General features: G+C 69.6%; 24 protein-coding genes and 1 pseudogene. 10 read left to right on the plus strand and 15 right to left on the minus strand.

The annotated features are described in order from the left end of the window. The first annotated feature begins 7 nt into the window (after positions 1-7). Together BM145_RS01225 and BM145_RS01230 are read left to right on the plus strand one after the other, a co-directional pair. A complete protein-coding gene (locus tag BM145_RS01225) occupies positions 8-1,363 on the plus strand; it encodes an NAD(P)H-hydrate dehydratase (protein ID WP_093330247.1) in 1,356 nt (451 codons plus the stop codon). Next, positions 1,360-2,526, plus strand: coding sequence for a class I SAM-dependent RNA methyltransferase (locus tag BM145_RS01230; protein ID WP_093330249.1), 1,167 nt, complete (start codon positions 1,360-1,362; stop codon positions 2,524-2,526). Before BM145_RS01225 ends, BM145_RS01230 begins: the two co-directional genes overlap by 4 nt. A 450-nt stretch (positions 2,527-2,976) precedes the next feature. On the opposite strand, the gene truA is transcribed toward BM145_RS01230, so the two are convergent. Further along, entirely contained in the window at positions 2,977-3,723 is a 747-nt protein-coding gene (gene truA, locus BM145_RS01235; protein ID WP_093330252.1) for a tRNA pseudouridine(38-40) synthase TruA, read from the minus strand. Then, entirely contained in the window at positions 3,720-4,631 is a 912-nt protein-coding gene (gene fmt, locus BM145_RS01240) for a methionyl-tRNA formyltransferase (RefSeq protein ID WP_093330255.1), read from the minus strand. The genes truA and fmt overlap by 4 nt, the downstream gene beginning before the upstream one ends. Positions 4,632-4,779: 148 nt before the next feature. Here fmt and recR point away from each other — a divergent pair, with 148 nt between their 5' ends. The 3 genes from recR (at position 4,780) to BM145_RS01255 (ending at position 7,684) form a co-directional block, all read left to right on the plus strand. Continuing rightward, positions 4,780-5,376, plus strand: a complete 597-nt coding sequence (recR, locus tag BM145_RS01245; protein ID WP_093330257.1) for a recombination mediator RecR — start codon at positions 4,780-4,782, stop codon at positions 5,374-5,376. A 71-nt stretch (positions 5,377-5,447) separates the two neighbouring features. Continuing rightward, positions 5,448-5,972: a peptide deformylase gene (gene def / locus BM145_RS01250; RefSeq protein WP_093330260.1), complete on the plus strand. Its 525-nt coding sequence runs from the start codon at positions 5,448-5,450 to the stop codon at positions 5,970-5,972. A 281-nt stretch (positions 5,973-6,253) separates the two neighbouring features. Continuing rightward, complete coding sequence (locus BM145_RS01255) at positions 6,254-7,684, plus strand: DNA recombination protein RmuC (RefSeq protein ID WP_093330262.1); 1,431 nt, start codon at positions 6,254-6,256, stop codon at positions 7,682-7,684. Between the two features lie 438 nt (positions 7,685-8,122). Here BM145_RS01255 and BM145_RS01260 read toward each other — a convergent pair whose 3' ends face one another. The 9 genes from BM145_RS01260 to BM145_RS01300 all read right to left on the minus strand — a co-directional run bounded on the left by BM145_RS01260 (position 8,123) and on the right by BM145_RS01300 (position 14,863). Then, positions 8,123-8,995 (minus strand): DMT family transporter, encoded by an 873-nt coding sequence (locus tag BM145_RS01260; RefSeq protein ID WP_093330265.1) that lies wholly within the window; start codon positions 8,993-8,995, stop codon positions 8,123-8,125. Between the two features lie 375 nt (positions 8,996-9,370). Then, complete coding sequence (locus tag BM145_RS01265) at positions 9,371-9,754, minus strand: hypothetical protein (protein WP_093330268.1); 384 nt, start codon at positions 9,752-9,754, stop codon at positions 9,371-9,373. A 10-nt stretch (positions 9,755-9,764) separates the two neighbouring features. Further along, entirely contained in the window at positions 9,765-10,565 is an 801-nt protein-coding gene (locus BM145_RS01270) for a TrmH family RNA methyltransferase (RefSeq protein WP_093330270.1), read from the minus strand. 4 nt (positions 10,566-10,569) lie between these two features. Beyond that, positions 10,570-10,839 (minus strand): HPr family phosphocarrier protein, encoded by a 270-nt coding sequence (locus tag BM145_RS01275; RefSeq protein WP_093330273.1) that lies wholly within the window; start codon positions 10,837-10,839, stop codon positions 10,570-10,572. After that, positions 10,836-11,243 carry a PTS sugar transporter subunit IIA gene (locus tag BM145_RS01280; protein ID WP_093330275.1) on the minus strand — a complete coding sequence of 136 codons (408 nt, stop codon included), beginning with the start codon at positions 11,241-11,243 and terminating at the stop codon, positions 10,836-10,838. The genes BM145_RS01275 and BM145_RS01280 overlap by 4 nt, the downstream gene beginning before the upstream one ends. An 18-nt stretch (positions 11,244-11,261) precedes the next feature. Beyond that, positions 11,262-12,176 (minus strand): RNase adapter RapZ, encoded by a 915-nt coding sequence (rapZ, locus tag BM145_RS01285; RefSeq protein WP_093330277.1) that lies wholly within the window; start codon positions 12,174-12,176, stop codon positions 11,262-11,264. After that, on the minus strand, positions 12,173-12,601 hold the full coding sequence (locus tag BM145_RS01290) for an HPr kinase/phosphorylase (protein WP_093330280.1): 429 nt from the start codon (positions 12,599-12,601) through the stop codon (positions 12,173-12,175). Before BM145_RS01290 ends, rapZ begins: the two co-directional genes overlap by 4 nt. After that, positions 12,601-14,157 carry a sensor histidine kinase gene (locus BM145_RS01295; RefSeq protein WP_245738992.1) on the minus strand — a complete coding sequence of 519 codons (1,557 nt, stop codon included), beginning with the start codon at positions 14,155-14,157 and terminating at the stop codon, positions 12,601-12,603. Before BM145_RS01295 ends, BM145_RS01290 begins: the two co-directional genes overlap by 1 nt. A 4-nt stretch (positions 14,158-14,161) precedes the next feature. Further along, complete coding sequence (locus BM145_RS01300) at positions 14,162-14,863, minus strand: response regulator transcription factor (RefSeq protein ID WP_093330284.1); 702 nt, start codon at positions 14,861-14,863, stop codon at positions 14,162-14,164. A 158-nt stretch (positions 14,864-15,021) separates the two neighbouring features. On the opposite strand from BM145_RS01300, the gene BM145_RS01305 reads away from it, so the two are divergent. From BM145_RS01305 to BM145_RS01315, 3 genes are read left to right on the plus strand one after another with little or no spacing between them, the layout of a single operon-like run. Beyond that, positions 15,022-16,629, plus strand: coding sequence for a phosphoenolpyruvate carboxykinase (locus BM145_RS01305; protein ID WP_093330287.1), 1,608 nt, complete (start codon positions 15,022-15,024; stop codon positions 16,627-16,629). A gap of 19 nt (positions 16,630-16,648) precedes the next feature. Beyond that, entirely contained in the window at positions 16,649-17,407 is a 759-nt protein-coding gene (locus BM145_RS01310; RefSeq protein ID WP_093330290.1) for an alpha/beta fold hydrolase, read from the plus strand. Between the two features lie 52 nt (positions 17,408-17,459). Beyond that, the gene (locus tag BM145_RS01315) at positions 17,460-19,292 is read left to right on the plus strand and encodes a M2 family metallopeptidase (protein WP_093330292.1); all 1,833 of its coding nucleotides are present in this window, start codon (positions 17,460-17,462) and stop codon (positions 19,290-19,292) included. A 126-nt stretch (positions 19,293-19,418) separates the two neighbouring features. On the opposite strand, the gene BM145_RS01320 is transcribed toward BM145_RS01315, so the two are convergent. The 4 genes and pseudogenes from BM145_RS01320 to BM145_RS01335 form a co-directional block, all read right to left on the minus strand. Beyond that, complete coding sequence (locus BM145_RS01320) at positions 19,419-19,868, minus strand: hypothetical protein (RefSeq protein WP_093330295.1); 450 nt, start codon at positions 19,866-19,868, stop codon at positions 19,419-19,421. 59 nt (positions 19,869-19,927) lie between these two features. Continuing rightward, entirely contained in the window at positions 19,928-20,758 is an 831-nt protein-coding gene (locus tag BM145_RS01325; protein WP_093330297.1) for an NYN domain-containing protein, read from the minus strand. 348 nt (positions 20,759-21,106) lie between these two features. After that, positions 21,107-21,583, minus strand: a pseudogene (greB, locus tag BM145_RS01330) (transcription elongation factor GreB); the annotation flags it as partial. After that, positions 21,583-23,616, minus strand: coding sequence for a lytic transglycosylase domain-containing protein (locus BM145_RS01335; protein ID WP_177200042.1), 2,034 nt, complete (start codon positions 23,614-23,616; stop codon positions 21,583-21,585). The gene BM145_RS01335 and the pseudogene greB, both read right to left, overlap by 1 nt. Positions 23,617-23,690: 74 nt before the next feature. Between BM145_RS01335 and dapA the strand changes: the two genes are divergently transcribed. Beyond that, positions 23,691-24,575: a 4-hydroxy-tetrahydrodipicolinate synthase gene (dapA, locus tag BM145_RS01340; protein ID WP_093330299.1), complete on the plus strand. Its 885-nt coding sequence runs from the start codon at positions 23,691-23,693 to the stop codon at positions 24,573-24,575. Positions 24,576-24,688: 113 nt separating this feature from the next. Next, on the plus strand, positions 24,689-25,723 hold the full coding sequence (locus BM145_RS01345) for a winged helix-turn-helix domain-containing protein (protein WP_281244337.1): 1,035 nt from the start codon (positions 24,689-24,691) through the stop codon (positions 25,721-25,723). Positions 25,724-25,725 lie beyond the last annotated feature (2 nt).

The following is a 25,725-nucleotide window of genomic DNA, read 5'->3' on the forward strand; positions in this document are numbered from 1 at the left end:
ACCACCGTTGATCCCGCCCGACGGCCAGCCGATCCTCACCGCCGCCGCGATGCGCGCCGCGGAGCAGGCGCACGGCGACCTCTCCGCCCTGATGGACCGCGCCGGCCGGGCCGTGGCGCAGGCGGTGGCCCGGCTGGCGGGCCCGTCCCCCGTGCTGATCCTGTGCGGCCCCGGTAACAACGGCGGCGACGGCTACGTCGCCGCGGCCGCGCTCGCCGCGGCGGGCCACGCCGTCCGCCTCGCCGCCGTGGCGCCACCCACCACCGATCTCGCCCGTGCCGCCGCCGCGCGCTGGACCGGGCGCGTCGAGACGCTCGCCAACGCGCAGCCCGCCCCCGTGCTGGTCGACGCGCTGTTCGGCACCGGCCTCTCGCGCCTGCTTGGGCACGCGATCACGGCGCCCTGGCACCGCCTCGCCGCCGCGGCGCAACTCCACGTCGCCGTCGACCTGCCGAGCGGCATCGCAAGCGACGACGGCGCCGTCCTCTCCACGCCGCCGCCCGCGCAGGTCACGCTTGCCCTCGCCGCGCTCAAGCCTGCCCATCTGCTGCAACCCGCCGCGCGCTACGCCGGCACCGTCCGCCTGCTCGACCTCGGCATCGCCGCACCCTCGTCCTGCCACGCCATCGCCGCCCCGACCTTGCCCGAACCCGGCCCCGACAGCCACAAGTTCACCCGCGGCATGGTCGCGGTGGTCGGCGGCGCGATGGCCGGCGCGGGCGAGCTCGCCGCGCTCGCCGCGATGCGCGCGGGTGCCGGCTACGTCGTCCATCTCGGCGACGGGCAGGGGCCGCCGCACGCGCTGGTCCGCAAGCCCTGGAGCCCCGCCGCGCTCGACGATCCGCGCATCGGCGCCGTGGTGATCGGCCCCGGCCTCGGCCGCGACGCCGCCGCCCATACGCGGCTCGACGCCGCACTCGCCACCGACCGCCCGTTGGTCATCGACGGCGACGCCCTCCACCTGCTCGACCTCGACCGCCTCGCCGACCGCCAAGCCGCCGCGATCCTCACCCCCCATGCTGGCGAGTTCGCCGCGCTGTTCGGAAAAGGGCAGGGGAGCAAGATCGATCGCACCCTCGCCGCGGCCGCCCGCGCCCGCGCGATCGTCGTCCACAAGGGCCCCGACACCGTCATCGCCGCCCCGGACGGCCGCGCCGTGGTCGCTGGCGACGCCGACGATTGGCTCTCGACCGCCGGCAGCGGCGACGTGCTGGCGGGCGCCACCGGCGCGACGCTGGCGAGCGGCGTCGCCGCGCTGGACGCGGCCGCCGCCGCCGTCTGGCTCCACGGCCGGGCCGCGCGCCGCTGCGGTCGATCCTTCATTGCCGACGACCTCGCCGCCGCGCTATCGCGCGTCCGATGAGCCTCATCCTCCGCGTCGCCGCGCGCGGCGACGGCGTCGCCGACGACGGCCGCCACGCGCCTCTCTCCGCCCCCGGCGACACCCTGACCGATGCGGGCGAGGTCGTGCCCGGTCCGCACCACCAGGCGCCGCCGTGCCGTCACTTCCCCGATTGTGGCGGCTGCCAGCTCCAGCATCTCGACGACGAGAGCTACGCCGGCTTCGTCGCCGACCGCATCGCCGGCGCCCTCGACGCGCAAGGGTTGTCCGCCCCGCTCCGCCCGACGCTGCTCTCGCCCCCGCGCACCCGCCGTCGCGCGACCCTTCACGCCGAGCGTGGCCTGCTCGGCTTCACCGCCGAGGCAAGCCACCGCATCGTCGACATGCGCGAGTGCCACATCCTCGCGCCCCCGCTGTTCGCGCTCGTCGCGCCCCTGCGCGCGCTGTTCCAGAAGCTCGGGCTCAAGCGCCGCGCTGACGTCCATCTCGCGCTAGCCGACCAGGGCCCCGACATCCTCGTCACCGGCTTCGCGCCGGAAGGTCTCGCCGCCGCCGAGGCGATCACCGCCTTCTGCGAGCGTCACGCCGTCGCACGCCTCTCGCTCGACGACGGTCTCGGCCCGGAAACCCGCTGGGAACCGCAGCCCGTTACGATCACCCTCAGCGGCATCCCCGTCGCCTTCCCCCCCGGCGGCTTCCTCCAGGCGACCAGCCAAGGCGAGGACGCCCTCGTCGCCGCCGTTCGCGAGGCGGTGGGCGATGCGCGCACCGTCGCCGACCTGTTCGCCGGTCTCGGCACCTTCGCGCTCGCCCTGCCGGCCCGCGTCTACGCCGCCGAGGGTGCGCGCGACGCCATCACCGCGCTGAAGTCCGCCGCCGCGATGCGCGCCCGCCCGATCTTCACCGAGCATCGCGACCTGTTCCGCCGCCCGCTCACCGTCGCCGAGCTCGACCGCTTCGACGCGATCGTCCTCGATCCCCCGCGCGCCGGCGCCCGCGAACAGGCCGCGGCGCTCGCCGACTGCACGGTCGCGAGCATCGCCTACGTCTCGTGCAACCCCAGCAGCTTCGCCCGCGACGCCAAGGCGATGGTGGCGGGCGGCTGGCGCATCGACTGGATTCAACCCGTCGGCCAGTTCCGCTGGTCCACCCACGTCGAACTCGCCGCCCGCTTCGTCCGCTAGGCGCGGAGAGGCCCTCCATGAAAACGGCTGATCGAGAGTGCCGCTAGGGCGGATCGACATTCAACGCTTCGCCTCATCATCCACCCCGGCGAAGGCCGGGGTCCAGCTGGGAGACGCAAACGGTCGGTCGTCGCACCTCTTCCACGACCTTCCCGACTGGACCCCGGCCTTCGCCGGGGTGGAAAAATGCCGAATGTCGATCCGTCCTAAGAGGGTGATGACGCTAGGTTGACCCAGCACCGTTCGCCCTGAGCGACGTCGAAGGGCAGGTTACGAGCGCATCGCCTCGGGCCTGTGCTTCGACTTCGCTCAGCACAAACGAATCAGGGGGGGGGGGGCGTCATCGTGCCGCTAGCGCCGGCTCTGGATATCGAAACGACCACAACCCTCCGCGTCTCCGCGTCTCCGCGTGAACCAACCTTCTCCTCGCGTCCTCGCGCGAACACGCCGTCACCCCTCCGGATACACCGCCCCGGTGAAGAACAACCCATCCGGCGGCGCATTCAATCCCAGCCGCCCCCGATCCCGCGCCGCCAGTGCGTCGGCCACGTCGGACGGCGCCCACCGCCCCATGCCAACCAGCGCCAAGCACCCCACCATCGATCGCACCTGATGATGGAGGAACGACCGCGCCGCCGCCCGCACCGCCACCCGCTCGCCGACCCGCTCCACCGACAGCAGGTCCAGCGTCCGCACCGGACTGTCCGCCTGGCAATGCGCCGAGCGGAAGGTCGTGAAGTCGTGCCGCCCCACCAGCATCGCCGCCGCCGCCGCCATCGCTTCCTCGTCGAGCGGCTGCGGCACCTGCCACGCCAGCCCTGCCTCCCAGGTCAGCGGAGCTCGACGGTTGTAAATCCGATACTCGTACGCCCGGCCCAGGCACGAGAAGCGCGCGTGCCAGTCGTCCGCCACCGTCTCGCAACGGAGCACCGCCACCGGATGCGGCCGCAGCCGCGCGTTCAGCGCCTCCATCAACCGGAACGAGCCGATCGGCTTGGCGATGTCGCAGTGCGCCCGCATCGCCAGCGCGTGCACGCCCGCGTCGGTCCGCCCCGCCGCGTGCATCCCCACCGTCTCGCCGGTGATCGCCAGCGCCGCCGCCTCCAGCGCGCCCTGCACCGAAGGCCCGTGCGCCTGTCGCTGCCAGCCCATGAACGGCCGGCCGTCATATTCCACCGTCAGCGCGAACCGCGTCAAAGCTTCGTGCCCGACGCCACTGGAAAGCCCCGCAACATCTCCTCCGCCGACGATACGCCGCGCCCCGCGCGCTGCACCAGCGTCGGTCGGATCGCCCCGTCGCCGCAGGCAATCGTCAGTTGCTCGTCCACCGTCGTGCCCTCGCCGCCGGGAAAGCTGAACGGCAGCACGTCCGCCGCGAGCAGCTTCACCCGCTCGCCCGCCACCTCGAACCACGCGCCCGGCGCCGGGTTCATCGCGCGCACCAGCCGCTCGATCTCCACCGCGCTCCGCGTCCAGTCGATCCGCGCCTCCGCCTTGTCGATTTTGGCGGCATAGGTCACGCCCTCGTCCGGCTGCGGTGCGGCGGAGTGGCGATCGAGGTCGCCCAGCACCTCCACCATCAACCGCGCGCCCATCGCGGCCAGCTCCTCGGTCAGCGCACCGGCGGTCTTGCCTCCGATCGCCGTCCGCCCCTCCAGCCGCACCGGCCCGGTGTCGAGCCCCGCCTCCATCTGCATGATCCCGACCCCGGTCTCGGCGTCACCCGCCAGGATCGCCCGCTGCACCGGCGCCGCCCCGCGCCAGCGCGGCAGCAGCGACCCGTGCACGTTCAGGCAGCCGTGCCGCGGCGCCGCCAGCACCGCCCGCGGCAGGATCAGCCCGTACGCCGCCACCACGCCCGCGTCCGCGCCCAGCGCCGCGAACGCCGCCTGCTCGTCCGCCCCCTTCAGCGACACCGGCGTCCGCACCGCCAGCCCCAGCGCCTCGGCCCGGCGCTGGACGGGGGAGGGGGTCAGTTCGCGCCCCCGCCGCCCGCCCGGCCGCGGCGGCTGCGAGTAGACGGCGACGATCTCATGCCCGGCCGCGACCAGCGCGTCGAGCGTCGGCACCGCGAAATCGGGCGTTCCCATGAAGACGATCCGCATGGCCCGCCTTCACCACATCCGCGCCCGCGCGTCACCCCGAAGCCGTTGCCCGACCCGCGAAGATTCCGTCCTGCGGGCTCGTCGCGGCATGACGAAGCAACGTTGACCCGGCTGGCGTCCCGCCCGCCAAGTCGCCATATGATCGACCATGGCCTCTCCCGAGATCGAAGCGCTGACCCAGGCTCTCGCCCGGCTGCCCGGCCTCGGCCCCCGGTCCGCCCGCCGCGCCGTGCTCCATCTCCTCAAGAAGCGCGAGGCCGCGCTCGGCCCCCTGCGCCACGCGCTCGAACAGGTCGACGAGCGGCTGGAGACCTGTGCCACCTGCGGCAACGTCGACACCGCCAACCCGTGCGCGATCTGCGCCGATCCCCGCCGCGACGCGCGCGCGCTGTGCGTGGTGGAGGAGGTCGCCGACCTCTGGGCGCTGGAACGCTCGCGCCTCTTTCCCGGCCGCTTCCACGTGCTGGGCGGCCGCCTGTCGGCGCTCGAAGGCGTCCGCCCCGAGGACCTGTCGATCGACACGCTGGTCCGCCGGATCGAGGCGGGGGGCATCGACGAGGTCGTCCTCGCCATGAACGCCACGCTGGAGGGGCAGACCACCGCCCATTATCTCGCCGAGCGGATCGAGCGTTTCCCCGTCCGCGTCACCCAGCTCGCCCATGGCCTGCCCGTCGGCGGCGAACTCGACTATCTGGACGAGGGCACGCTCGCCCAGGCCCTCCGCGCCAGGCGACCGGTGGCCTGACCCGCTCCGTCCGGCAGACGGAAGCGGACTCCACCTTGACCGGCCAACCTCACCCGCATAGCGCCCCGCGCATGGCCGTCCTCCCCATCGTCGAGATTCCCGACCCGCGTCTCCGCCTCGTCTCCGCCCCCGTTGAGGCGATCGACGACGAGGTCCGCACCCTCGTTTCTGACATGACGGAGACGATGTACGCCGCCAGCGGCATCGGCCTCGCCGCCATCCAGGTCGGCATCGCCCGCCGCGTGGTGGTGATCGACCTCCAGGCGGAGGAGGACGCCGACGGCAAGCCGGTCCGCAACCCCGCCGCCTATATTAACCCTGAGATCGTGTCGGTGTCCGACGACCTGTCCACCTACAACGAGGGTTGCCTGTCGATCCCCGACCAATATGCCGAGGTGAAGCGCCCCACCCGCGCCGTCGTCCGCTGGCTCGACGAGACCGGCGCCCGGCACGAGGAGGAACTGGACGGCCTGCTCGCCACCTGCATGCAGCACGAGATCGATCACTGCGACGGCGTGCTCTTCATCGACCACGTGTCCCGCCTGAAACGCGACATGCTGCTCAAGAAGCTCGCCAAGCAACGCCGCCTCGCTTGACCAACGGCCCACCGTCACCCCGGACGGGGGCCCTCGCGTAACCCCTCCCGTCATGCCGGGCTTGTCCCGGCATCCAGAGCCACGAACGCCCACCCTGCTTGACCCTGGATGCCGGGACGAGCCCGGCATGACGGAACAAGACACCGGCACGACGACCCAGAATCGGGGCTGTCCCATCGCCGACGTTCGATCTATGTTCGCGCCATGACCCGCCTCCGCTCCTCCCTTCACCGCGCCGCAGCGACGCCCGCAGCCCACCGCATCACCTCCGGGACACGCGCATGACCGAGATCGCCGTCGTCGGCCTGCTCGCCCTAGTCGCCGGCCTCGCGCTCGGCTGGCTCCTCGCCGGCCGCCGCACCGGCACCCTCGCCAGCGACCTGGCGGTGGCCAAGGAACGCGCCGCCGACGCCGACCTCGTCCGCCAGGCCCGCGACGCGGTGGAGCGCGAGCGCAACCAGGCGATGCAGGACCTCGCCACCCACCGCGCGCAGGCGGTCGAGCGCCAGACCGCGCACGAGGCCGCCCTGCGCGAGGTCGGCGAACTCAGGGCCGCCGCGCACGACCTCGCCGCCCTCCGCGCCCAGTCCGCCGAGCGGGAGGCCGCACACGCCCAGGCGCTGCGCCAACTCCACGACGCGCGCGAGGCGATGACCCAGCATTTCGGCGCCGCCGCCACCAAGGCGCTGGAAGCCGCCCAGGCGCAGTTCCTCGACCGCGCGCAGCAGCGTTTCGCCGAGTCGGAGGCGGCGCAGGGCCAGCGCCTCGCCGCGCTCCTCCAGCCCGTCGGCGAGCGCCTCCAGCGCTACGAGGAAGGCGTCGCCAAGGTCGAGGCGGAGCGCCGCGACGCGTTCGGCGAACTGAAGGGCCAGATCGAGGCGATGCGCGTCGGCCAGGAGCGCGTGTCGGGCGAGGCCGCCAAGCTCGTCAACGCGCTCCGCAACGCGCCCAAGGCGCGCGGCCGCTGGGGCGAACAGCAGCTCCGCAACGTTCTCGAATCCTGCGGCTTGGCCGAGCACACCGACTTCCAGATGGAGGTCAGCGTCGCCGACGGGGAAGGGGGCCGCCTGCGCCCCGACGCCATCGTCCGCGTGCCCGGCGGCAAGTCGCTCATCATCGACGCCAAAGTGTCCCTGAACGCCTATCAGGACGCGTTCGGCGCGGTCGACGAGCGCGAGCGCCACGTCGGCCTGACCGCTCACGCCGCCTCCATGCGCGCCCATGTCAACGGCCTCGGCAACAAATCCTACTGGGCGCAGTTCGCCGACGCGCCCGAATACGTCGTCATGTTCGTCCCCGGCGAGCATTTCCTGTCCGCCGCGCTGGAGCACGACCCGACGCTGTGGGATTTCGCCTTTGACAAGCGCGTGCTGCTCGCCACGCCCACCAACCTCATCGCCATCGCCCGCACCGTTTCCGCCGTCTGGCGGCAGGAGAAACTGGCGCGCGAGGCGCAGGAGATCGGCTCGCTGGGCAAGGAACTCTACCAGCGGCTCGCGGTGATGGGCGGCCACGTCGCCCGGCTCGGCAAGAACCTCGACACGGCGATGGGCGCCTACAACGCCTTCGTCGGCAGCCTGGAGAGCCAGGTGCTGACCAGCGCCCGGCGGTTCGAGACGCTCAACATCGATCGCGGCGGCAAGTCGATCGACCCGCTGCCAATCGGTGAACAGGCGGTGCGCCCGCTGACCAAGCTGACGGTGGTGGACTAGATTCGATATCGATCAGGTGTATTCACTTTCGTTCGCGCTGAGCGAAGTCGAAGGGCACGCCTCCACAAAGTGCTTCGACTGCGCTCAGCACGAGGGTTATTAAAGCTGATCGAACCCGGCTTGAACCATCGAACCCTCGCCGCAGCCCCGCACTGTCCACTGGCTGACGGTGTTGGTGTCGATGGCGGTGTCGGGGAAAGGCCGATCGCTCATTACGTCATCGCACGGTCAATGCTGAATACGCCGCAGGTGCTTTCGTTTCGGCGTCGTAATCAACAGCCATTCGCGGAGTGTCTCGTTTCTCCATATTCATCGGGCAATTTCGCGAGAACCCACTCGGCAACGCCTTATGGGAAAGCCGGTCGGGCGCGATCCGCGCGATCGGCCGGGACCACTCGGCAGTTCCCCTAAATCTTCGCTTCCGAGGAAGCGATCTTCTCACGCGCCTGCAAGGGCGACTACGCCCGCGATGAGAACGCCGCATCCGGCCAAGCGCCAGAAGCCTGCAGACTCCCGCAGGATTGCCATTGCCAGCAAGGTACCCACCATCATCGACATCTCGCGCATTGGTGCCACGAGGCTGAGCGGCGCGCCGCTCCGCAGGGCGGCAAGGACAAGAATGTACGATAATGGCGACAGCAGCCCCACGCCGATCGCCAGCCACCAATGACCTTTCATGGCGATGAGCACCCGACGCGGGTTCGCGCCGACGAGCGGGGCCAACAGGAAGAAGCGCAGCAGGTTGGAGAACCAGTCGAGGATCACCGGCGTGATGCCGAGGACCTTCACCGCATAGGCGTCCACTACCGTGTAGGACGCGATCAGTCCGCCGGTTGCCGTGCCCCATCGGACACCGGCCTGGCCGCCGGGTCGCCGGAATGCAGATAGGTCGCCCCGGGTCGCTATCAGGCCGATCCCAACCACCACGAGCGCCAGCCCCCCGAGGCTGCGGCCAGTCGGCGCCTCACCGAGCAGCAGGATCGCGCCGATTGTCGACAGCATCGGTCCGGTGCCCCGCGCTACGGGATAGACAACCGACAGGTCCGCGATCTGATAGCCGCGCTGGAGGCACAGGCTGTAGGCAAGGTGGATCACGCCGCTGAGCAGCACGAACCCAATGCCTTCCGCGGTCCAAGCAACCGTACCGCGCCAGAGAAGGTACATCACCCATGGCGCATATCCGACGCAAGCGACCAGATTATAGGCGAAAACAAAGACCGGCCCCACCGAAGCAGCCTTCTTCGCGAGCAGGTTCCATGTCGCATGGATTACAGACGCGAAGATGATGAGAAAAAGTGAAGCAAGCGTCACGAGACCTCCCTTGGCGCGGCAGCGCCAGTTAATCTGGACGTCTCCTCACTTGGGCTTTTATCCCTTGGGTGCAGCCGCAGGATGCCCGCGGTCTCTGCAACGCTCGGTCCAGCGGCGATGCCAGTCCGGAACCCTAGTGCTACTTCGTCGATCCGACACAGCTATCGCAAGCTGACCCCGCCGATCAAGGCACGCCTCCATGGTTTCCCGAAACTCGATCTCAATCGGGACGGCTTCCGACGTCAGGCGGCATCCCGCCATCAGCCGGAACAGACCCTCATCATACGGTTTATACCGCCGGATTCCGACCGGAACGGCTCGGCGCGCCGCCGGCGCGATACCGGTCCGCCATGGCCGCGCTCGGCAGCGCGGCGCTCAGCATCGGGTGATCGCGAGCGGCGGCAGGTTCACCCCCGCCGCGGTCCGGCTCTCCAGCCGCACGCTGCCCTTCGCCTTCACCAGCGCGTCCACGCCCGGCTCGAAACAGACCGCCCGGCTCATCGTCGTCGCCATCGCCGCATCGCTGTAATCGCCGCGCCAGTCGGTCATGCCGGAGAGCGCCATCACCAGCACGCGCCCGTCCGCCTTGGCGCCGGTGATCGTCACCCCGCCGCCCAGCGACTTGGGCGCGCTCGCCAGGATGCGCTGCGCCGCCGTCGTCGCCAGCGTCTCGGGCGAGGCGGTCGCCGCCGCGTCCTCCTCGGCATGTCGGTTCGAACATCCCGCCAGCACCAGCGCCGCCACGATCATCCACCGCATGTCCGTCTCCTCAACCGCGCTGCTGCGCCAGCACCTCGTACGCCATCACCGCCGTCGCCACCGCCGCGTTCAGGCTGTCCGCCTTGCCCAGCATCGGCAGCTTGACCAGCGTGTCGCAGGCCGCGGCGTAGCCGGCGGGCATCCCCTGCGCCTCGTTGCCGGTCAGCAGGAACGTCGGCGCGGCGTAGTGCGGCGCACGGTAATCGTGATCGGTGTCCAGGCTCAAGCCCACCAGCTGTCCCGGCCCCTGGCGCAGCCACACCAAGAAGTCGCCCCAGGCGCACCGCACCACCGGCACCGTGAACAGCGCCCCCATGCTCGCCCGCACCGCCTCGACCGAGAAAGGGTCGACGCAGTCGCCGATCAGGATCAGCCCGCCCGCGCCCACCGCGTCGCCCGTCCGCAGGATGGTGCCGAGATTGCCCGGATCGCGCAGCCGCTCGGCGACCAGCCAGATGCCCGCCGCCTCGCGATCGAGCGCGTCCAGCGTCGTCTCGAACTCCTCGAACACGCCGACCACGGCTTGCGGATTGTCCTTGCCCGACAGTTTGGACAGAATGTCGGGCGTCGTCTCGATCGCGTCGCCGCCCGCCGCCTCCACCTCGTCCACCAGCGTCCGGACCAGCGGGTGCGCCGCGCTGGCCGCGGCGAAGAACAGCAGGGTCGGCAACCGCCCGCTCTCGCGCGCCTCGGTCAGGATGCGCAGGCCCTCGGCCAGGAAGCGCCGCTGCTCGCGCCGGTGGCGCTTGTCGCGCAGGTCGCGGACGCTCTTGACCAAGGGGTTGGAGTAAGCGGTGATCTCGCGCGGCACGGCGTCAGTCCTCGCCGAACTTGGCCTCGACCAGCTCCACCAGCGATGCCACCGCCTGTTCGGCCCCGTCGCCCGCGGCCGAGATGGTGATCGAATCGCCCATCGCCGCGCCCAGCATCATCAGCCCCATGATCGACGTGCCGGTGACGCTGCCGTCGTCCTTGCGGACGTGCACCTCACACGGCAGGCCGGAGGCGATCGTCACGAACTTGGCCGAGGCGCGCGCGTGCAGGCCGCGACGGTTGGTGATGAGCACGGTGCGCGAGACGCTCACGCCGCCGCCTCGCCCAGCACCTCGGACGCGACCGAGATGTATTTCCGTCCCGCCTCGCGCGCCGCGGCGACCGCCTCGACGACCTTCATCGACTTGCGCGCCGATCCCAGCCGGATCAGCATGGGCAGGTTCATGCCCGCGATCACCTCGACGCGTCCACGCTCCATCAGCGAGATGGCGAGGTTGGAGGGCGTGCCCCCGAACAGGTCGGTCAGTACGATCACGCCGCGGCCGGTGTCGACGGAGGCGATCGCGTCGGCGATGTCGGCGCGGCGCCCCTCCATGTCGTCCTCCGGGCCGATCGCGATGGTCGCGACGTGATCCTGGGGACCCACCACGTGTACCATTGCGGTCACGAACTCGTCGGCGAGTCGCCCGTGGGTCACCAGAACCAGACCGATCATAAAACGGATGCGCTACCCTCAGGAGGTGGCCGGCGGCCCTTCCAACGGGTCTTGCGGCGTCGCCCTCAAATCTCGATGCGAGACCGTGGGCGAAAAACCGCGCGCGCGCAAGAAGCTGCCGATCCGCTCGGCGACGTGGACCGACCGGTGTCTCCCCCCGGTACAACCGATCGCCACCGACACGTACGCCTTGCCCTCCGCCCGGTAGCGCGGGATCAGCAGCGCCAGCAGCTCTTCGATCCGCGACACCGCGGGCTCGTAGGCCGGGTCCGCCGCGACATAGGCGGCGACCTCGGGGTCGAGGCCGGTGCCGGGTTTCAGCGCGGGCACCCAGTGCGGATTGCGCAGGAAACGCATGTCGAACACCAGGTCCGCGTCGCGCGGCAGGCCGCGCGCGAAGCCGAAGGACGACAGGCTCAGCACCGGCTCCGCCGCGTCGTTCCTCGCGAAACTCGTCCGGATCAAGGCGGCCAGTTCGTTCGCGGACATGCTAGTCGTATCGACCAACTGGTCCGCGACGTCGCGCAACGGCCGCAAAAACCCCCTCTCCCGCGCAATCCCGTCGCTTGCCGGGCGGTCGACGGCGAGGGGGTGTCGCCGGCGGGTCTCGGCGTAGCGCCGCTCCAGCTCGCTACCGGCACAGTCGAGGAACAGCGTGGCGATCGCCTCGTCGTGCGCCTGCTGCCAGGCGGTGAGCCGCGTGGCGACGGCGCCAGGATCGAAGTCTCGCGTCCGGCTGCCGAGCCCCAGTGCCAGCGGCTGCGAGCCCCCTACCGCGGCTGCCGGCGGTGGCGCATCCAGTAATCGGTCGAGCAGCATCAGTGGCAGGTTGTCGACCACTTCCCAGCCGATATCCTCCAACGTCTTGAGGACGGTGGACTTGCCGGCTCCAGACAGGCCGGTGACGAGCAGGATGTCGCGCGATGCTTTCATGCCTCGGTATCCTGTCTCAGCGCGAGTTCGACTTTCAGCGGCGTGGAAGCCTCGAATGGATCGAGCGCGATCTCGCGAACAGAAATGCCCATGATCCAACGCATACGAGGATCGGGCATGCGGGGCACCGTCTCGTCCAGGCACACGCTCAGCGCGACGGGCACGCCGTCTACCGCCGGCATGGTGACGATGCCGATGCCGCGCACCTCCATCTTGCCGGCGATCGTCGACGGCGCGCTGGCCACCAATAGGCCATCGTGCCGAGCGACCAGCGTGTAATCGTCGCTGACCAGCGTCGCACCGCGATCGATCAGGCGAAGCGCGAGATCGGACTTGCCGGAGCCCGAGCGCCCCCGGATCAGCACCGCTCGGTCGTCGATCGCAACGGTGGAGGCGTGGATCGTCTCCGAACTCTGGTCGGCCATCAGTCATCCAACTCCGGTTCGGCGGCCGGCAGCCGGATCGCGAAGCGCGCGCCCGTCTCGTCGTTCGATCGCCCCTCCGCTACGATGCTACCGCCATGCGCCTCGACGATGGTCCGCGCGATCGCGAGACCCAGGCCCGAGTGCCGGCCGAACGCCTCGCCATCGGGACGTATCGAGTGGAAGCGCCGAAAGATCGCTTCGCGAGCGTGCGCCGGTACGCCGGGCCCCTGGTCCTCGACCAGCACGAGCACCGCATCGCCCCGCCGCCGTACGGCGACCTCGATCATACTGTTATCCGGCGAGAAGGAGAACGCGTTGGCGACGACGTTCTCGATCACCCGTTCCAGCCGCGCCCCTTCGCCCAGCACGATCGCCGGTGCCGTCGGCCCATCGTACCGGAAGTGGACGCCCCGCTCCACACCTCGTGCCTGACGATGGGCGAGCAGCGCCTCCACCATCGCGGCCATATCGACCATCTCGAACTTGGCGCGGCTCAACTGCGCGTCGAGCCGCGACGCTTCCGAGATATCGGTGATCAGCCGGTCGAGCCGATGCACGTCGTCCTGCACGATCGCCAGCAACCGTTCGCGAAGTTCCGGATCGCGTACCCGTTCCAGCCCGTCGACGGCCGAGCGCAGGGAGGCGAGGGGGTTCTTCATCTCGTGCGTCACGTCGGCGGCGAAAGCCTCGGTGGCGTCGATGCGGTCGCGCAGGGCCAAGCTCATGTCGGAGAGCGCGCGCGCGAGCATGCCCAGCTCGTCACGGCGCGACGGCAGACGCGGCACCACCACCTCGCGCGCACGCCCCAGGCGAACCCGCACGGCCGCGCGGGCGAGGCGCCGGAGCGGACGGACGATGGTGCGCGCCAGGAATAGCGACAGCAGGACGGAGAAGGCGGTAACGAGCAGCAACACGACCGACAGGCGAAAGCGCTCGATCCGCACCGTCCGCGTGATGTCGCGTGCGTTCACCGCCGTCAGGACCACCGTTCCGCCAGGCAGCGGGGCGGCGGCGGTGATGACCGGGGTGCGATCGGGAGCGCGCCACACGGTCGCGGCGATGCCGCGCTCCTCCCTAGCAACGCGCACTTCCGGCCAGCGCATCGGGTCGGTCCGGTCGCGATACAGCGGCGCGCGGGGGGCCTTCACCACCGTATCGATGACGCCGTCGAGGAAGCGTGCGACGCGCTGATCCCACCCCTCGCGATCGGGATCGATCAGGCCGAAGTTGCGAACGCCGAGTGCCCGGCTGTCCAGCTCCTTCCCGTCCGGCATTCTGACCCTGATCCGCGCGTCGGTGTCTCGCGCGAGCCGCCGGACGATCGTCGGGCGATCGGCGGGCGTCGCCACCGCGATCGCCTCGGCGATCAGCCTTGCCTCCCGCGTGGCCTGCAGCACGCGACCATCGACGATCCTGCTCCGGTACGAGTCGAGATAGAAGAAGCCGCCGGCGAGGAGCAGGAGGGCGAGGAGGTTGACGAGGAGGATGCGCTGCGTGAGCGAGATTTGCCCCGACCAGCGCAGGGCCAAGTCGCGCGGCTCCTCCTCGACGGTCACGTGCTCATTCTTCGGAGAAGCGGTAGCCCGCACCGTACAGCGTCTCGATCGAGTCGAACGCCGGATCGACCTCGCGAAATTTGCGGCGGACCCGCTTGATGTGGCTGTCGATGGTGCGGTCGTCGACGTAGATGTCGTCCTGGTACGCCGCATCCATCAGCTGGTTGCGCGTCTTCACCACGCCCGGCCGCTGGGCGAGCGCCTCCAGGATCAGGAACTCGGTCACCGTCAGCGTGACTGCGGCGCCCGCCCATTGGGTGCGGTGGCGCGCCGGGTCCATCGTCAGCCGTCCGCGTTCTAGCACTGCCGTCGATTGCCGCTCGTCGTCGCGCGCGACCGACGGCTCGGCGCGGCGCAGGATCGCGCGCACACGGGCGATCAGCAGCCGCTGGCTGAACGGCTTGGCGATATAGTCGTCCGCCCCCAGCGCCAGGCCCAGCGCCTCGTCCAGCTCGTCGTCCTTGCTGGTCAGGAAGATCACGGGCGTGTCGCGACGCTCGCGCAGGCGCCGAAGCAGTTCCAGCCCGTCCATCCGCGGCATCTTGATGTCGAAGATCGCGAGATCGGGAGGATTCTCGATCAGCGCCTTCAACGCGGCGTCGCCGTCCGAGTAGACGCGGGTGAGGAAACCTTCGGTCTGCAAGGCGATCGACACCGAGGTCAGGATGTTCCGGTCGTCGTCGACCAGCGCGATCGTTGCGGTCATGCCGCTCCGCTAGTCCAATCGCCTGCGCCGCTCAACCGGTGGGGCAGGAGTGTTGTCAGGTGATTGACCCGAATAGGGTGGCATCCTAAGGGCTCTGCCATGCTGTTGCATACGTATGCGACGCCAGATCGCGACGGATTGGGAAAAGGAAGCCTCCAGTGAACGAACGCATCCCCGAAGCGGGCCTCGAAGCACAGGGCATCGAGACGCGAGCGGACCTTCACTGGAACCTCGTGACCGCGCGCCTCGTCGAGGCCGCGGTCGCGGGCAAGGAGGGGAAGCTCTCCGCCGACGGTCCTTTGGTCGTCGAGACGGGCGCGCATACCGGCCGTTCCGCGCAGGACAAGTTCATCGTCCGCGATGCCGAAACCGACGCGACCGTGTGGTGGGGGAAGTCGAACAAGGCGATGGAGCCGGCGCATTTCGCCGCGCTCAAGGCCGACTTCTTCACGGCGCTGAAGGACAAGGAGGACCTGTATGTTCAGGACCTCTACGGCGGGTCGCAGCCGGAGCATCGCGTCCGCGTACGCGTCATCAACGAGCTCGCCTGGCACAACCTGTTCATCCGCACGATGCTGGTCCGGCCGCCCGAGCACGAATTGCGGACGTTCCAGGCCGATTACACGATCATCGATCTGCCCAGCTTCCGCGCCGATCCCGAGCGGCACGGCACCCGGTCGGAGACGGTGATCGCCGTCAACTTCACCGAGAAGCTCGTGCTGATCGGCGGCACCCGCTACGCCGGCGAGATGAAGAAGTCGGTATTCGGCATCCTCAACTATCTGCTTCCCCCCACCGGCGTGATGCCGATGCACTGTTCGGCCAATATGGGCCCGAACGGCGACACCGCGGTGTTCTTCGGCCTGTCGGGCACCGGCAAGACGACGCTGTCCGCCGATCCTGCCCGCGCGCTGATCGGCGACGATGAGCATGGCTGGTCCGACACCGCCGTGTTCAACTTCGAGGGCGGTTGCTACGCCAAGATGATCCGCCTGTCGGCCGATGCCGAGCCCGCGATCTTCGCCACCACCAAGCGGTTCGGCACGGTGCTCGAGAATGTGGTGATGGACAAGCTGACCCGGCAGCTCGATCTGGACGACAACAGTCTGGCCGAGAATAGTCGCGGCGCCTATCCGATCGACTTCATTCCCAACGCGTCCGACGAGAATATGGGCAGCGTGCCCAGCAACATCGTCATGTTGACTGCCGACGCGTACGGCGTGTTACCGCCGATCGCCAAGCTGACGCCCGACCAGGCAATGTATCATTTCCTGTCCGGTTACACCGCGCGCGTCGCGGGGACCGAAATCGGCGTGACCGAACCGGACGCTACCTTCTCGACCTGTTTCGGCGCGCCGTTTATGCCGCGCCACCCCTCAATCTACGGCAATCTGCTGAAGGAGCGGATCGCGCGCGGCAACGTCGATTGCTGGCTGGTCAACACGGGCTGGACCGGCGGCAAGTACGGCACCGGCCACCGCATGCCGATCAAGGCGACGCGCGCGCTACTCAATGCGGCGCTCGACGGCAGCCTCAACGACGCGGAATTCCGCACCGATTCCAATTTCGGCTTCAAGGTGCCGGTATCGGTGCCGGGCGTCGACCCGGCGATCCTCGATCCGCGCGCTACCTGGGCCGACAAGGAGGCGTACGACGCCACCGCGGCGAAGCTGGTCGACCTGTTCGTCGAGAATTTCGCGCAGTTCGAGAGCCATGTCGACGAAGGTGTGCGCCAGTCCGCACCGGGGCTCGCGCAGGCGGCGTGACGGGGGTAACGGGAGCGGCATGAACACCGCTCCCGATCCGCAATTCTTCTCATCCTTCGACGGCACGCGCCTGGCCTGGTACGAGCTCGGCAACGGCCGTCCCGTGGTGCTGATCCACGGCTATTTCTCCGACGCGTTCACCAATTGGATCCGGTACGGCCATGCCGCGGCCATCGCGGCGGAGGGATGCCGGGTCATCATGCCCGACCTGCGCGGGCATGGTGCGAGCGATCGACCGCATGATGCGGCGGCCTACTCGCCGGACGCATTGACCCGTGACGGGCATGCGCTGATCGCCCATCTGGGGTTGAGCGACTATGATCTCGGCGGCTACTCGCTCGGTGCACGAACGACGTCGCGGATGCTGGTCACCGGCGCCACGCCCAAGCGGATCGTGTTCGCCGGCATGGGGCTGGAAGGGCTGACGCACACGGATCGGCGCGTGGCGCATTTCCGCAATATCCTGACCCAACTGGGCAAACACGAGCGCGGCAGCCCGGAGTGGCTGGCGGAGGCGTTCCTGAAGACGACCAAGGGCGATCCGCAGGCGCTGCTCGGCGTGCTGGACACCTTCGTCGACACTGCGCCGGACGACGTCGCGCGCTTCGCGCAACCGACGCTTGTCGTCGCGGGGGACGAGGATGGGGACAATGGATCGGCGCCCGCCCTTGCCGCAGCTTTGCCCAACGGCCGCTACGTGGAGGTGCCCGGCGGCCATATGAGCTCGGTCGCGAAGACGGAACTGGGCCAAGCGATTGCCGCATTCCTGGCGGCTTGACCCGTTACCGCGCCAGCGCGATGGAATCCCCATAATATATCGAGAGGATGGCATGAACCGTACCACCACGACGCTCGGCATGGTCGCTGCGCTGCTGTGCACCGCCGCTGCACCGCCGCCTGCACCGGCGCCGCAGCAGGCCGCGGGCACGACGTCGGCGCAGGCCGATGCCTTCGTCGCCGAGGCGGAGAAGCAACTCGCCGCCGCGTCGGTGCCGAACAATCAGGTGAACTGGGTCAACGCGACCTACATCACCGACGACACCGACGCGCTCGCCGCCTCGTCGAATGCCGCGCTAACCGAGCTGCAGGTCAAGCTCGCCAACCAGGCCGCGACCTTCGCGAAGACGCCGGGTCTGTCGTATGACACGAAGCGCAAGCTCGACCTGCTGCGCGGCGGTATCGTCCTGCCCGCACCCGATCGCCCCGGTGCTGCCGACCAGCTCGCGACGCTGACCACCAAGATGTCGTCCGCCTACGGCAAGGGTCGTGGTACGCTCGACGGCAAGCCGATCAACGGCTCCGATATCGAGGCGGCGATGGGGACGACACGCGATCCCGCCAAGCTGCAGGAGATGTGGACCAGCTGGCACGACAATGTCGGCGCGCCGATGCGGGCGGATTACCGGCAGATGGCGACCCTGGCCAATGAAGGGGCGAGAGGGCTCGGCTATTCCGATGTCGGCGCGATGTGGCGCTCCGGTTACGACATGCCCCCCGAGCAGTTCGCCGCCACGACCGACAAGATCTGGAACGAGGTCAAACCGCTCTACCTCGCGCTCCACACCTATGTCCGGTGGAAGCTCAACGAGAAATACGGCAACGCCGTGCAGCCAAAGACCGGGCCGATCCGCGCCGACCTGCTCGGCAACATGTGGGCGCAGGAATGGGGCAACATCTACGACGTCGTCGCACCGAAAGGTGCCGGCGACCTCGGCTACGACGTCGGCGACCTGCTCGTCGCCAAACAATATGATCCAACGCGGATGGTCAAGCAGGGCGAGAGCTTCTACTCGTCGCTAGGCTTCCAGCCCCTGCCTAATACCTTCTGGCAGCGCTCGCAGATCGTGAAGCCCGCCGATCGGGAGGTGATCTGCCACGCCTCGGCCTGGGACATCGACAATCAGGACGATATCCGGATCAAGATGTGCACCAAGGTAAACGGCGACGACTTCGTCACCATCCACCACGAGCTCGGCCACAACTACTATCAGCGCGCGTACAAGGCGCAGCCGTTCCTCTACAAGAACGGCGCCAACGACGGCTTCCACGAGGCAATCGGCGACACGATCGCGCTGTCGATCACACCCGACTATCTGGTGAAGATCGGCCTGCTCGACCAAGCCAAGGTATCGGGCGCCGATAAGGACACGGGGCTGCTGCTCCGCCAGGCCATGGACAAGGTCGCCTTTCTGCCGTTCGGCCTGTTGATCGACAAATGGCGTTGGCAGGTGTTCTCGGGTCAGGTGACGCCGGCCAATTATCAGGCGGGCTGGGACGCGCTGCGCCTCCAATATCAGGGCGTGAAGCCGCCGGTCGCGCGGGACGAGAGCAAGTTCGATCCGGGTGCCAAGTACCACGTCCCCGCAGGCGTCCCCTACACGCGTTACTTCCTGGCGCGGGTTCTCCAGTTCCAATTCTACGAGGCGGCTTGCCGTCAGGCCGGATGGAAGGGACCGCTGCACCGCTGCTCGTTCTTCGGCAACAAGGAAGTCGGCCAACGTCTGAATGCGATGCTGGCGATGGGGCAGTCGAAGCCGTGGCCCGATGCGTTGCAAGTGTTCACCGGCAGCCGCGAGATGTCGGGCAAGGCACTGATCGCCTATTTCGCGCCGCTGAAAACCTGGCTCGACCAACAGAACCGCGGCAAGCCGCAAGGCTGGTAAGATGTGAGCCGTGTGCCGCCGGATAGCGGCGGCGCACGGTTGAGTAGCTCCTCAGCCCGTTCACGTGAAACTTCTCGCAGGCCGTGCCGCGCTGTCCGCAGCGACCGCCATGCAACCAGCTTCTCGCTATGCCTTGTCGGGAACGGTATTCTCGTCCGCGATACCGGCCCGGAACGAGGCGCTTGAGTCTTTGCCGTCAGGTTGATGTGCCTTGCCATCCTTCGGCGTCGCCGGATCGGATGGTTTGGCGCTGCTTCCGCGCAGGGTAAGCAGGGCGGCCGCCGCCGCACCGGCTGCGGCCAGTCCGCCTGCGATCGCCGCTGCACCCCACTTGCCGCCGACCCTGTCCGTCGCGCTCTTGGCGGCGGTCACCGCCTTCGACTTGCGCGCAGCGGGGCTCGCCTGCCGCTTGGTCGAGCGGGGTTTGGCAGGTGCCTTCGCCTTCTTGACAGGAGCATCGGCGGCCTTCGCGGCGGTGCTGCGCGGCTGGGCCGACTTGGCGGGAGTGGTGGACCGACGACGAGCCGGCTTCTTGGCGGGCGGCGTGTCGGTGCCGGGGGTGTCGGTATCGGCCATCGACGGCTCTCCTCTGGAATGGATCGAACCGTAACGCTAGCGTCATGGAATGGTTGCGGTCAGCGCAGCCGTCGCACGAACGATCGCCCCCCCTCGCGCTGCTCGATCTGGAAATTGGGAACCGAGGCGATCAGGTCGGACAGGCGGCGGTAGCCGTAGTTTCGGACGTCGAAGCTCGAGCGATTGGCGGCGAGCTGCCCCATCGCCGCGAGGCTGACGAACCCTTTCTCGTCGCGCTTCGAGGCATCGTAGGCGTCGATCAGCAGCTGGAGCAATTCGGTATCGACGGGCGATTTCCGCGTCGGCCGCGACACGGCGATCGGCGGCGGCAGCGATTCGGCGATCGGCACGTCGGTGGTGACGGGTTTGGCCGGTTGGGAGACGGGGGCGGGGGAGGGTGCCGCAGCGGCAGGTGCCGTGGCGTCCGTCGGCGTCTCTTGCTCGGCCGCGCTAGGCAGTGCGGCAACGTCGATGAAGCGGGTGCAGGCGCGGCGAAATGCCTCGGGCGTGCGCATCGTGCCGAAGCCGTAGACGGGAATTCCCTCCTGCCGAATACGCATGGCCAGCGGCATGAAATCGCTGTCGGACGACATGATCCCGAACCCTTCCACCTTGCCGCGGAAGAGCAGATCCATCGCGTCGATGGTCATCTTCATGTCGGTGGCGTTCTTGCCCTTAGTGATGTCGAATTGCTGCTGCGGCTCGATACCATGGCGCACGGTCATGTCGCGCCAGCTCTTCAGTTCCGACTTCATCCAGTTGCCGTAGACGCGGCGGACGTTGACCGTGCCGAGTTCGGCCAGAACGGTCAGCACCGGGTCGAGCGTCGACGCCTGCGCATTGTCGGCGTCGATCAGGAGGGCGATGTTGCGGGTGGGAGTCTCGTCCATGGCGCCCTTGTCGCTGGTCCGGCGCCCACCCGCAAGGCGTCACCCGTTCTGGCCGCGGCGATCGCTGTCGTAGGATTGGTTGTTGGCGATGTCGTCGGCCTTCTCGGCGCGGGTAATCGCTTCGGGATCGTCGACGGCGCGAGTGAGATCGGCCTGCGAGCCGATGTCGGTCTGGAGCGCGCCGCCGGCGCTGCCGGCAACGGCATCGGTATCCGCCTCGGCGACGGCGGCGTCGATCATCTTGGAGTCGTCGTGATCGCGAGCGGAGGTGGTGCGGGGGTTCTCGGCCATGGGTACTTCTCCTTCCTCGCCCGAACGGGTGAGGGGAGGCGAGCGTTCCTCGCGGCACGGGTAGCGGAGGGATACCACCTCATACTCGCGGTCACCGGCAGGAAGGGTGACGCGGCGCAGGTCGCCGACGGCGGCGCCGCGCAGCGCGCGGGCGAGGGGAGCGTTCCAGCCGATGCGGCCGGCGCCGGCGTCCGCCTCGTCGTCGCCGACGAGGGTCAGGACGCGTTCATTATCGTCCTCGTCGGCGATGGTGACGGTGGCGCCGAACCAGGCGCGGGTGCGGTCGGGCTGCTGCGCGGGATCGACGACCTTGGCGGCCTTCATCCGCTTGGACAGCCAGCCGAGGCGGCGATCGATCTCGCGCAGGCGCTTGCGCCCGTAGATGTAATCGCCGTTCTCCGAGCGGTCGCCGTTGCCCGCCGCCCAGGCGATCGTCTCGACCAGCGCCGGGCGCTCGGTGGCGAAGAGCCGGTCATATTCCTGGCGCAGTGTCGCGTAGCCGGCGGGGGTGATGTAGTTGGGACGCGGCTCCATCAGCCGGGGCGCGACTTGCCGAGGTACCAGCTGAGCCGGGTCGCGCCCGTGCTCTTGGCGCGAGCCGGGTTCATCAGGTCGTAGACGACGGCGTTCTCCAGCACGCGCTGCACGTAATTGCGCGTCTCCGAATAGGGGATCGCTTCTACCCAATCGACCCAGTCGACCGTGCCGGTGCGCGGATCGCCATTCGCACGCAGCCACTTGTTCACGTTGCCGCCCCCCGCATTGTAGGCGGCGATCGCCAGGGGGTAGCTGCCATAGGTGGCGAAGACGCGCGCGAAATAGCTGGAGCCGAGCATGATCGAGATCGACGGATCGCTCGACAGCTGCTCGGGCGTGAAGCTGAGTCCGATTTTACCGCCCTGCTCTCGCGCGGTGGCGGGCATCAGCTGCATCAGACCGCGCGCGCCCGCGCCGGAGACGGCGGCGCGATCGAACTGGCTTTCCTGCCGGGCGATGGCGTGGATGATCGTCCAGCGATCCTCGTATCCGGCCGGAACCGGCACGGTCGGGAAGCCAAGCGCCGAATAGTCGGTCAGCCCGTTCTGCATCGCGCTGCGGCCGACCATCACGCCCAGATCAGGCCGACCGATGTCGCGCGACAGCTGCTCGGCGAAGAGATGATCGCTCTCCGTGGTGGCATCGGCGGCGATCTGGCGGACGAAAGCGGTCTGGTCCTTCCACTGGCCGATCTGGCCCAGGAAGCGCGCCGCCTGCACCGTCTCACGCGCGTCGAAACGGGCGCGGGCGGCGGGGTCGAGCGCGGCGCGCGAGACGGCGGGCGGTGCGACCAGCGGCCGGCCCGTGCGCTCCAAGGCGAGTTGGCCGTAGAACTGGTCGCGATAGGCCGCGGCCTGGTCATAGAAGGCGGTCGCCTGCGGCGCGAGCCCGGCCGCCTCGGCAGCACGACCCGCCCAGTAGAAGCCTTTGGCGCGCGTTTGCGGCGCCTGGCTGCCGCGAGCGTAGCGTTCGAACAGGGGCATCGCGTCGGCGGGGCGGCCGAGCTTCTTGAGCGCGGCCTGGCCGGCGAGCCAGACCAGCGAGGTATAATCGTCGCGCTCGCCGTACGGCTTCTTCGACACGTCGGTGCCGGCAGGATAGGCGTCGTCGACCTGGCGGCCGATGTCGTAGGCCTGCTGCCAATTGCCATCCGCGGCCGCGCCGCGCGCGTTGACGAGCAGCACCTCGTACCATTCCTCGACGTTGCCGGGGCGGGTGGTGAGGCGGCGCGGCTGCGCCAGCCAGGTGCGCGCGGTGGGCGACAGCGTCTCCCGCAGCCAGGTGGCGCGGTCGGCGACGTAGCCGGGATCGCTCGCGTACAGCGCCTGCGTAGAGGCGGACAGCTCGGCGGCGTTGGACGCCTTGGTGCGGAAGGCGAGCCGGGCCTCGAACACGGGGCGACGCGCGGGGCTGGTGAGGATCAGCTGGCGCTGCGCGGCGCCGAGCGCGCCCTGCCACAGCAGCGCGTCCATGCGCGCGTCCTGATCGTCGGGCGAGAGGGCGCCGGGAAAGCCGCTCAGCACCGCGCTCTCGTCGGCGGAGGAGAGGGTGCCCATCCGCCAGGCGGCGCGCGCCGCGGCGTTGGCGCCGGCGACGTCGCCGGTGGCGAGCAGCGCGCGTGCCTGCGCCACCGTGCCGGCGGCGGTGAGCGGCGGAAAGCGGCGGAAGAAGGCGGCGACGCTCACCGGATTGCCGGTGCCGAGCCCCGCCTGCCGCTCGGCCGCGCGGCGGTTGGCGGTCTCGCCGGGCCAGCCGGGATGCGCGGTGACGAACTGGGCGTAGCTGTCGAACGGCAGCGCGTCGGTCTGCTGGAGTGCCCGCCACTGCGCCAGCGCCGACGCGATGGCGGGTGACACCGGCGGGCGGGCGGTGGCGGAAGGCGTCAGGGCACCGGCGGCTTGGCGGTTCGCCGCCTCGGTCGCGGCGGCGTCGCTCTGGCCCTGTACCAACTGGGGCATCGCGTGCGGCAGCGCGGCGGCGGCGCCCGCGGCGGTGAGGAGCAGGAGCGGCAGCTTGGCGGATGCGATCATGTGGACAGGATAGGGATGCAACCCGTATCTGTCCTGAACGAATTCACGATTTCGGCGCGAAGAGGCCCCCTTCCATGTTCTCCGGTTCCATTCCTGCGCTGGTCACCCCGTTCGACGATGAAGGGCGGTTCGACGAGGCAGCGTTTCGCGACCTGGTCGAGTGGCAGATCGCGGAAGGATCGTCGGCGCTGGTCGCCTGCGGCACCACCGGCGAGGCGGCGACGCTGGACAAGGACGAGCATTTCCGCGTGGTGCGCGTCTGCGTCGAGCAGGCGAGGGGCCGCGTGCCGGTGATCGCGGGTGCGGGATCGAACGACACCGCGGTCGCGGCGGCGAACTTGTGCGCGGCGAAGGAGGCGGGAGCGGCCGCGGCGTTGATGGTGCCGCCTTATTACAACCGGCCGGGGCAGGAAGGCATCTTCCGCCATTTCGAGGCGCTCGCCCCCGCGTCGCCGCTCCCCATCGTGCTGTACAACGTACCCGCACGCACGGTGACGGACATCCTGCCGCAGACCGTGATCCGCATCGTCGAGGCGTTCCCGACCGTCTTCGTAGCGATCAAGGACGCGAGCGGCGCACTGGCGCGGGTGACGCAGCATCGACTGGCGCTCCGTGACGGCTTCGTCCAGCTGTCGGGCAACGACGACCTGTCGCTCGCGTTCAACGCGATGGGCGGCGTCGGGTGCATCTCCGTCACCGCCAATGCGGCCCCGCGGCTGTGCGCCGAGTTCCAGGCGGCGTGCGCGAGTGGCGACCACGCGGCGGCGCTGGCGCTGCACGAGCGGCTGTACCGGCTGCACGACGCGATGTTCGTCGATGCCTCGCCGGGGCCGGTCAAATACGCGCTGACCCGCGTGCGACCGGGCTTCCCGCCGGCCCTGCGGCTGCCGATGACGCCCGCGAACGAGGCGGCGCGCGCGGCGGTGGACGCCGGATTGAGCGCGGCGGGCCTCGCCTGATCGAGACGCTGTCGCCGGGCGAGGCGCGGCGGATCGCGCTGGCGGCACAAGGGTTCGGACGCGCGCGGCCACCTGTCGTCACCGCCGCCGCGCTCGGCCGGACGATCGAGCGGCTGGGACTGCACCAGATCGACAGCGTCAACGTCGTCGTGCGGGCGCATTATCTGCCCGCCTTCTCGCGCCTCGGCAGTTACGACACGGCGCTGCTCGACCGTACGGCGTGGGGGGAGCGGCGGTCGCGGCGGTTGTTCGAATATTGGGCGCACGAGGCGTCGCTGCTGCCGCTCGATCTGCATCCGCTGCTGCGCTGGCGCATGGCGCGGGCGGACCGGGGCGAGGCGGGATACGCCAGCATGCGTGCCTTCGCGGGCGAGCGGCGGGGCGAGGCGATCGCGCTGCTCGACCGTCTGCGCGGTGAGGGGCCAATGGCCGCGTCGCAGCTGGAAACGGGGCGGCCCGGCTGGTGGGAATGGAGCGGTGCCAAGCGGGCGCTGGAATGGCTGTTCTACGCCGGCCACGTCACCACCGCGACGCGGCGGCGCAATTTTGAACGAGTGTACGACCTGACCGACCGGGTGATCCCGGCGGCGGTGCTCGACCTGCCGACACCCGACGAGACGACGGCGCAGCGGATGCTGGTGGAGCGGGCGGCGCGCGCCATGGGTGTGGCGACGGCGGGGGATCTGCGCGACTATTTCCGGCTCGGCCCCGCCGACGCGCGGGCGGCGGTCGACGCGCTGGTGGAGGAGGGCACGCTGGTGCCGGTGACGGTCGCGGGCTGGCCCGCGGCGTGGCGGCATCGCGACGCGGTGATACCGCGGCGGGTACGGGCGGACGCGCTGCTCGCGCCGTTCGACCCGCTCGTCTGGCGCCGCGAGCGGGCGGAGCGGCTGTTCGGCTTCCGTTACCGGATCGAGATCTACGTGCCGGCGGAGAAGCGGCAGTTCGGCTATTACGTGCTGCCGTTCCTGCACGGGGACCAAATGGCGGCGCGGGTGGACGTGAAGGCGGATCGGCAGGGCGGACGGCTGCTGGTCTACGCGGTGCATCTGGAGGAAGGCGCGGCGTCCGACACGCGCGAAGCGCTGCTGGTCGAGCTCGACCGGATGGCGGCGTGGCTCGGGCTGGACCGGGTGGTGATCGCCTGACC

This window comes from Sphingomonas rubra (genome assembly GCF_900115745.1).
GTDB classification, from domain to species: domain Bacteria; phylum Pseudomonadota; class Alphaproteobacteria; order Sphingomonadales; family Sphingomonadaceae; genus Sphingomonas; species Sphingomonas rubra.

Excerpts from the sequence above, each read along its gene's own strand:
- BM145_RS01230 (WP_093330249.1), top strand. The coding sequence starts at position 1,360 with ATGAGCCTCATCCTCCGCGTCGCCGCGCGCGGCGACGGCGTCGCCGAC.
- fmt (WP_093330255.1), bottom strand. The coding sequence starts at position 4,631 with ATGCGGATCGTCTTCATGGGAACGCCCGATTTCGCGGTGCCGACGCTC.
- recR (WP_093330257.1), top strand. The coding sequence starts at position 4,780 with ATGGCCTCTCCCGAGATCGAAGCGCTGACCCAGGCTCTCGCCCGGCTG.
- def (WP_093330260.1), top strand. The coding sequence starts at position 5,448 with ATGGCCGTCCTCCCCATCGTCGAGATTCCCGACCCGCGTCTCCGCCTC.
- BM145_RS01255 (WP_093330262.1), top strand. The coding sequence starts at position 6,254 with ATGACCGAGATCGCCGTCGTCGGCCTGCTCGCCCTAGTCGCCGGCCTC.
- BM145_RS01265 (WP_093330268.1), bottom strand. The coding sequence starts at position 9,754 with ATGCGGTGGATGATCGTGGCGGCGCTGGTGCTGGCGGGATGTTCGAAC.
- BM145_RS01280 (WP_093330275.1), bottom strand. The coding sequence starts at position 11,243 with ATGATCGGTCTGGTTCTGGTGACCCACGGGCGACTCGCCGACGAGTTC.
- rapZ (WP_093330277.1), bottom strand. The coding sequence starts at position 12,176 with ATGAAAGCATCGCGCGACATCCTGCTCGTCACCGGCCTGTCTGGAGCC.
- BM145_RS01290 (WP_093330280.1), bottom strand. The coding sequence starts at position 12,601 with ATGGCCGACCAGAGTTCGGAGACGATCCACGCCTCCACCGTTGCGATC.
- BM145_RS01300 (WP_093330284.1), bottom strand. The coding sequence starts at position 14,863 with ATGACCGCAACGATCGCGCTGGTCGACGACGACCGGAACATCCTGACC.
- BM145_RS01310 (WP_093330290.1), top strand. The coding sequence starts at position 16,649 with ATGAACACCGCTCCCGATCCGCAATTCTTCTCATCCTTCGACGGCACG.
- BM145_RS01315 (WP_093330292.1), top strand. The coding sequence starts at position 17,460 with ATGAACCGTACCACCACGACGCTCGGCATGGTCGCTGCGCTGCTGTGC.
- BM145_RS01320 (WP_093330295.1), bottom strand. The coding sequence starts at position 19,868 with ATGGCCGATACCGACACCCCCGGCACCGACACGCCGCCCGCCAAGAAG.
- BM145_RS01325 (WP_093330297.1), bottom strand. The coding sequence starts at position 20,758 with ATGGACGAGACTCCCACCCGCAACATCGCCCTCCTGATCGACGCCGAC.
- BM145_RS01335 (WP_177200042.1), bottom strand. The coding sequence starts at position 23,616 with ATGATCGCATCCGCCAAGCTGCCGCTCCTGCTCCTCACCGCCGCGGGC.
- dapA (WP_093330299.1), top strand. The coding sequence starts at position 23,691 with ATGTTCTCCGGTTCCATTCCTGCGCTGGTCACCCCGTTCGACGATGAA.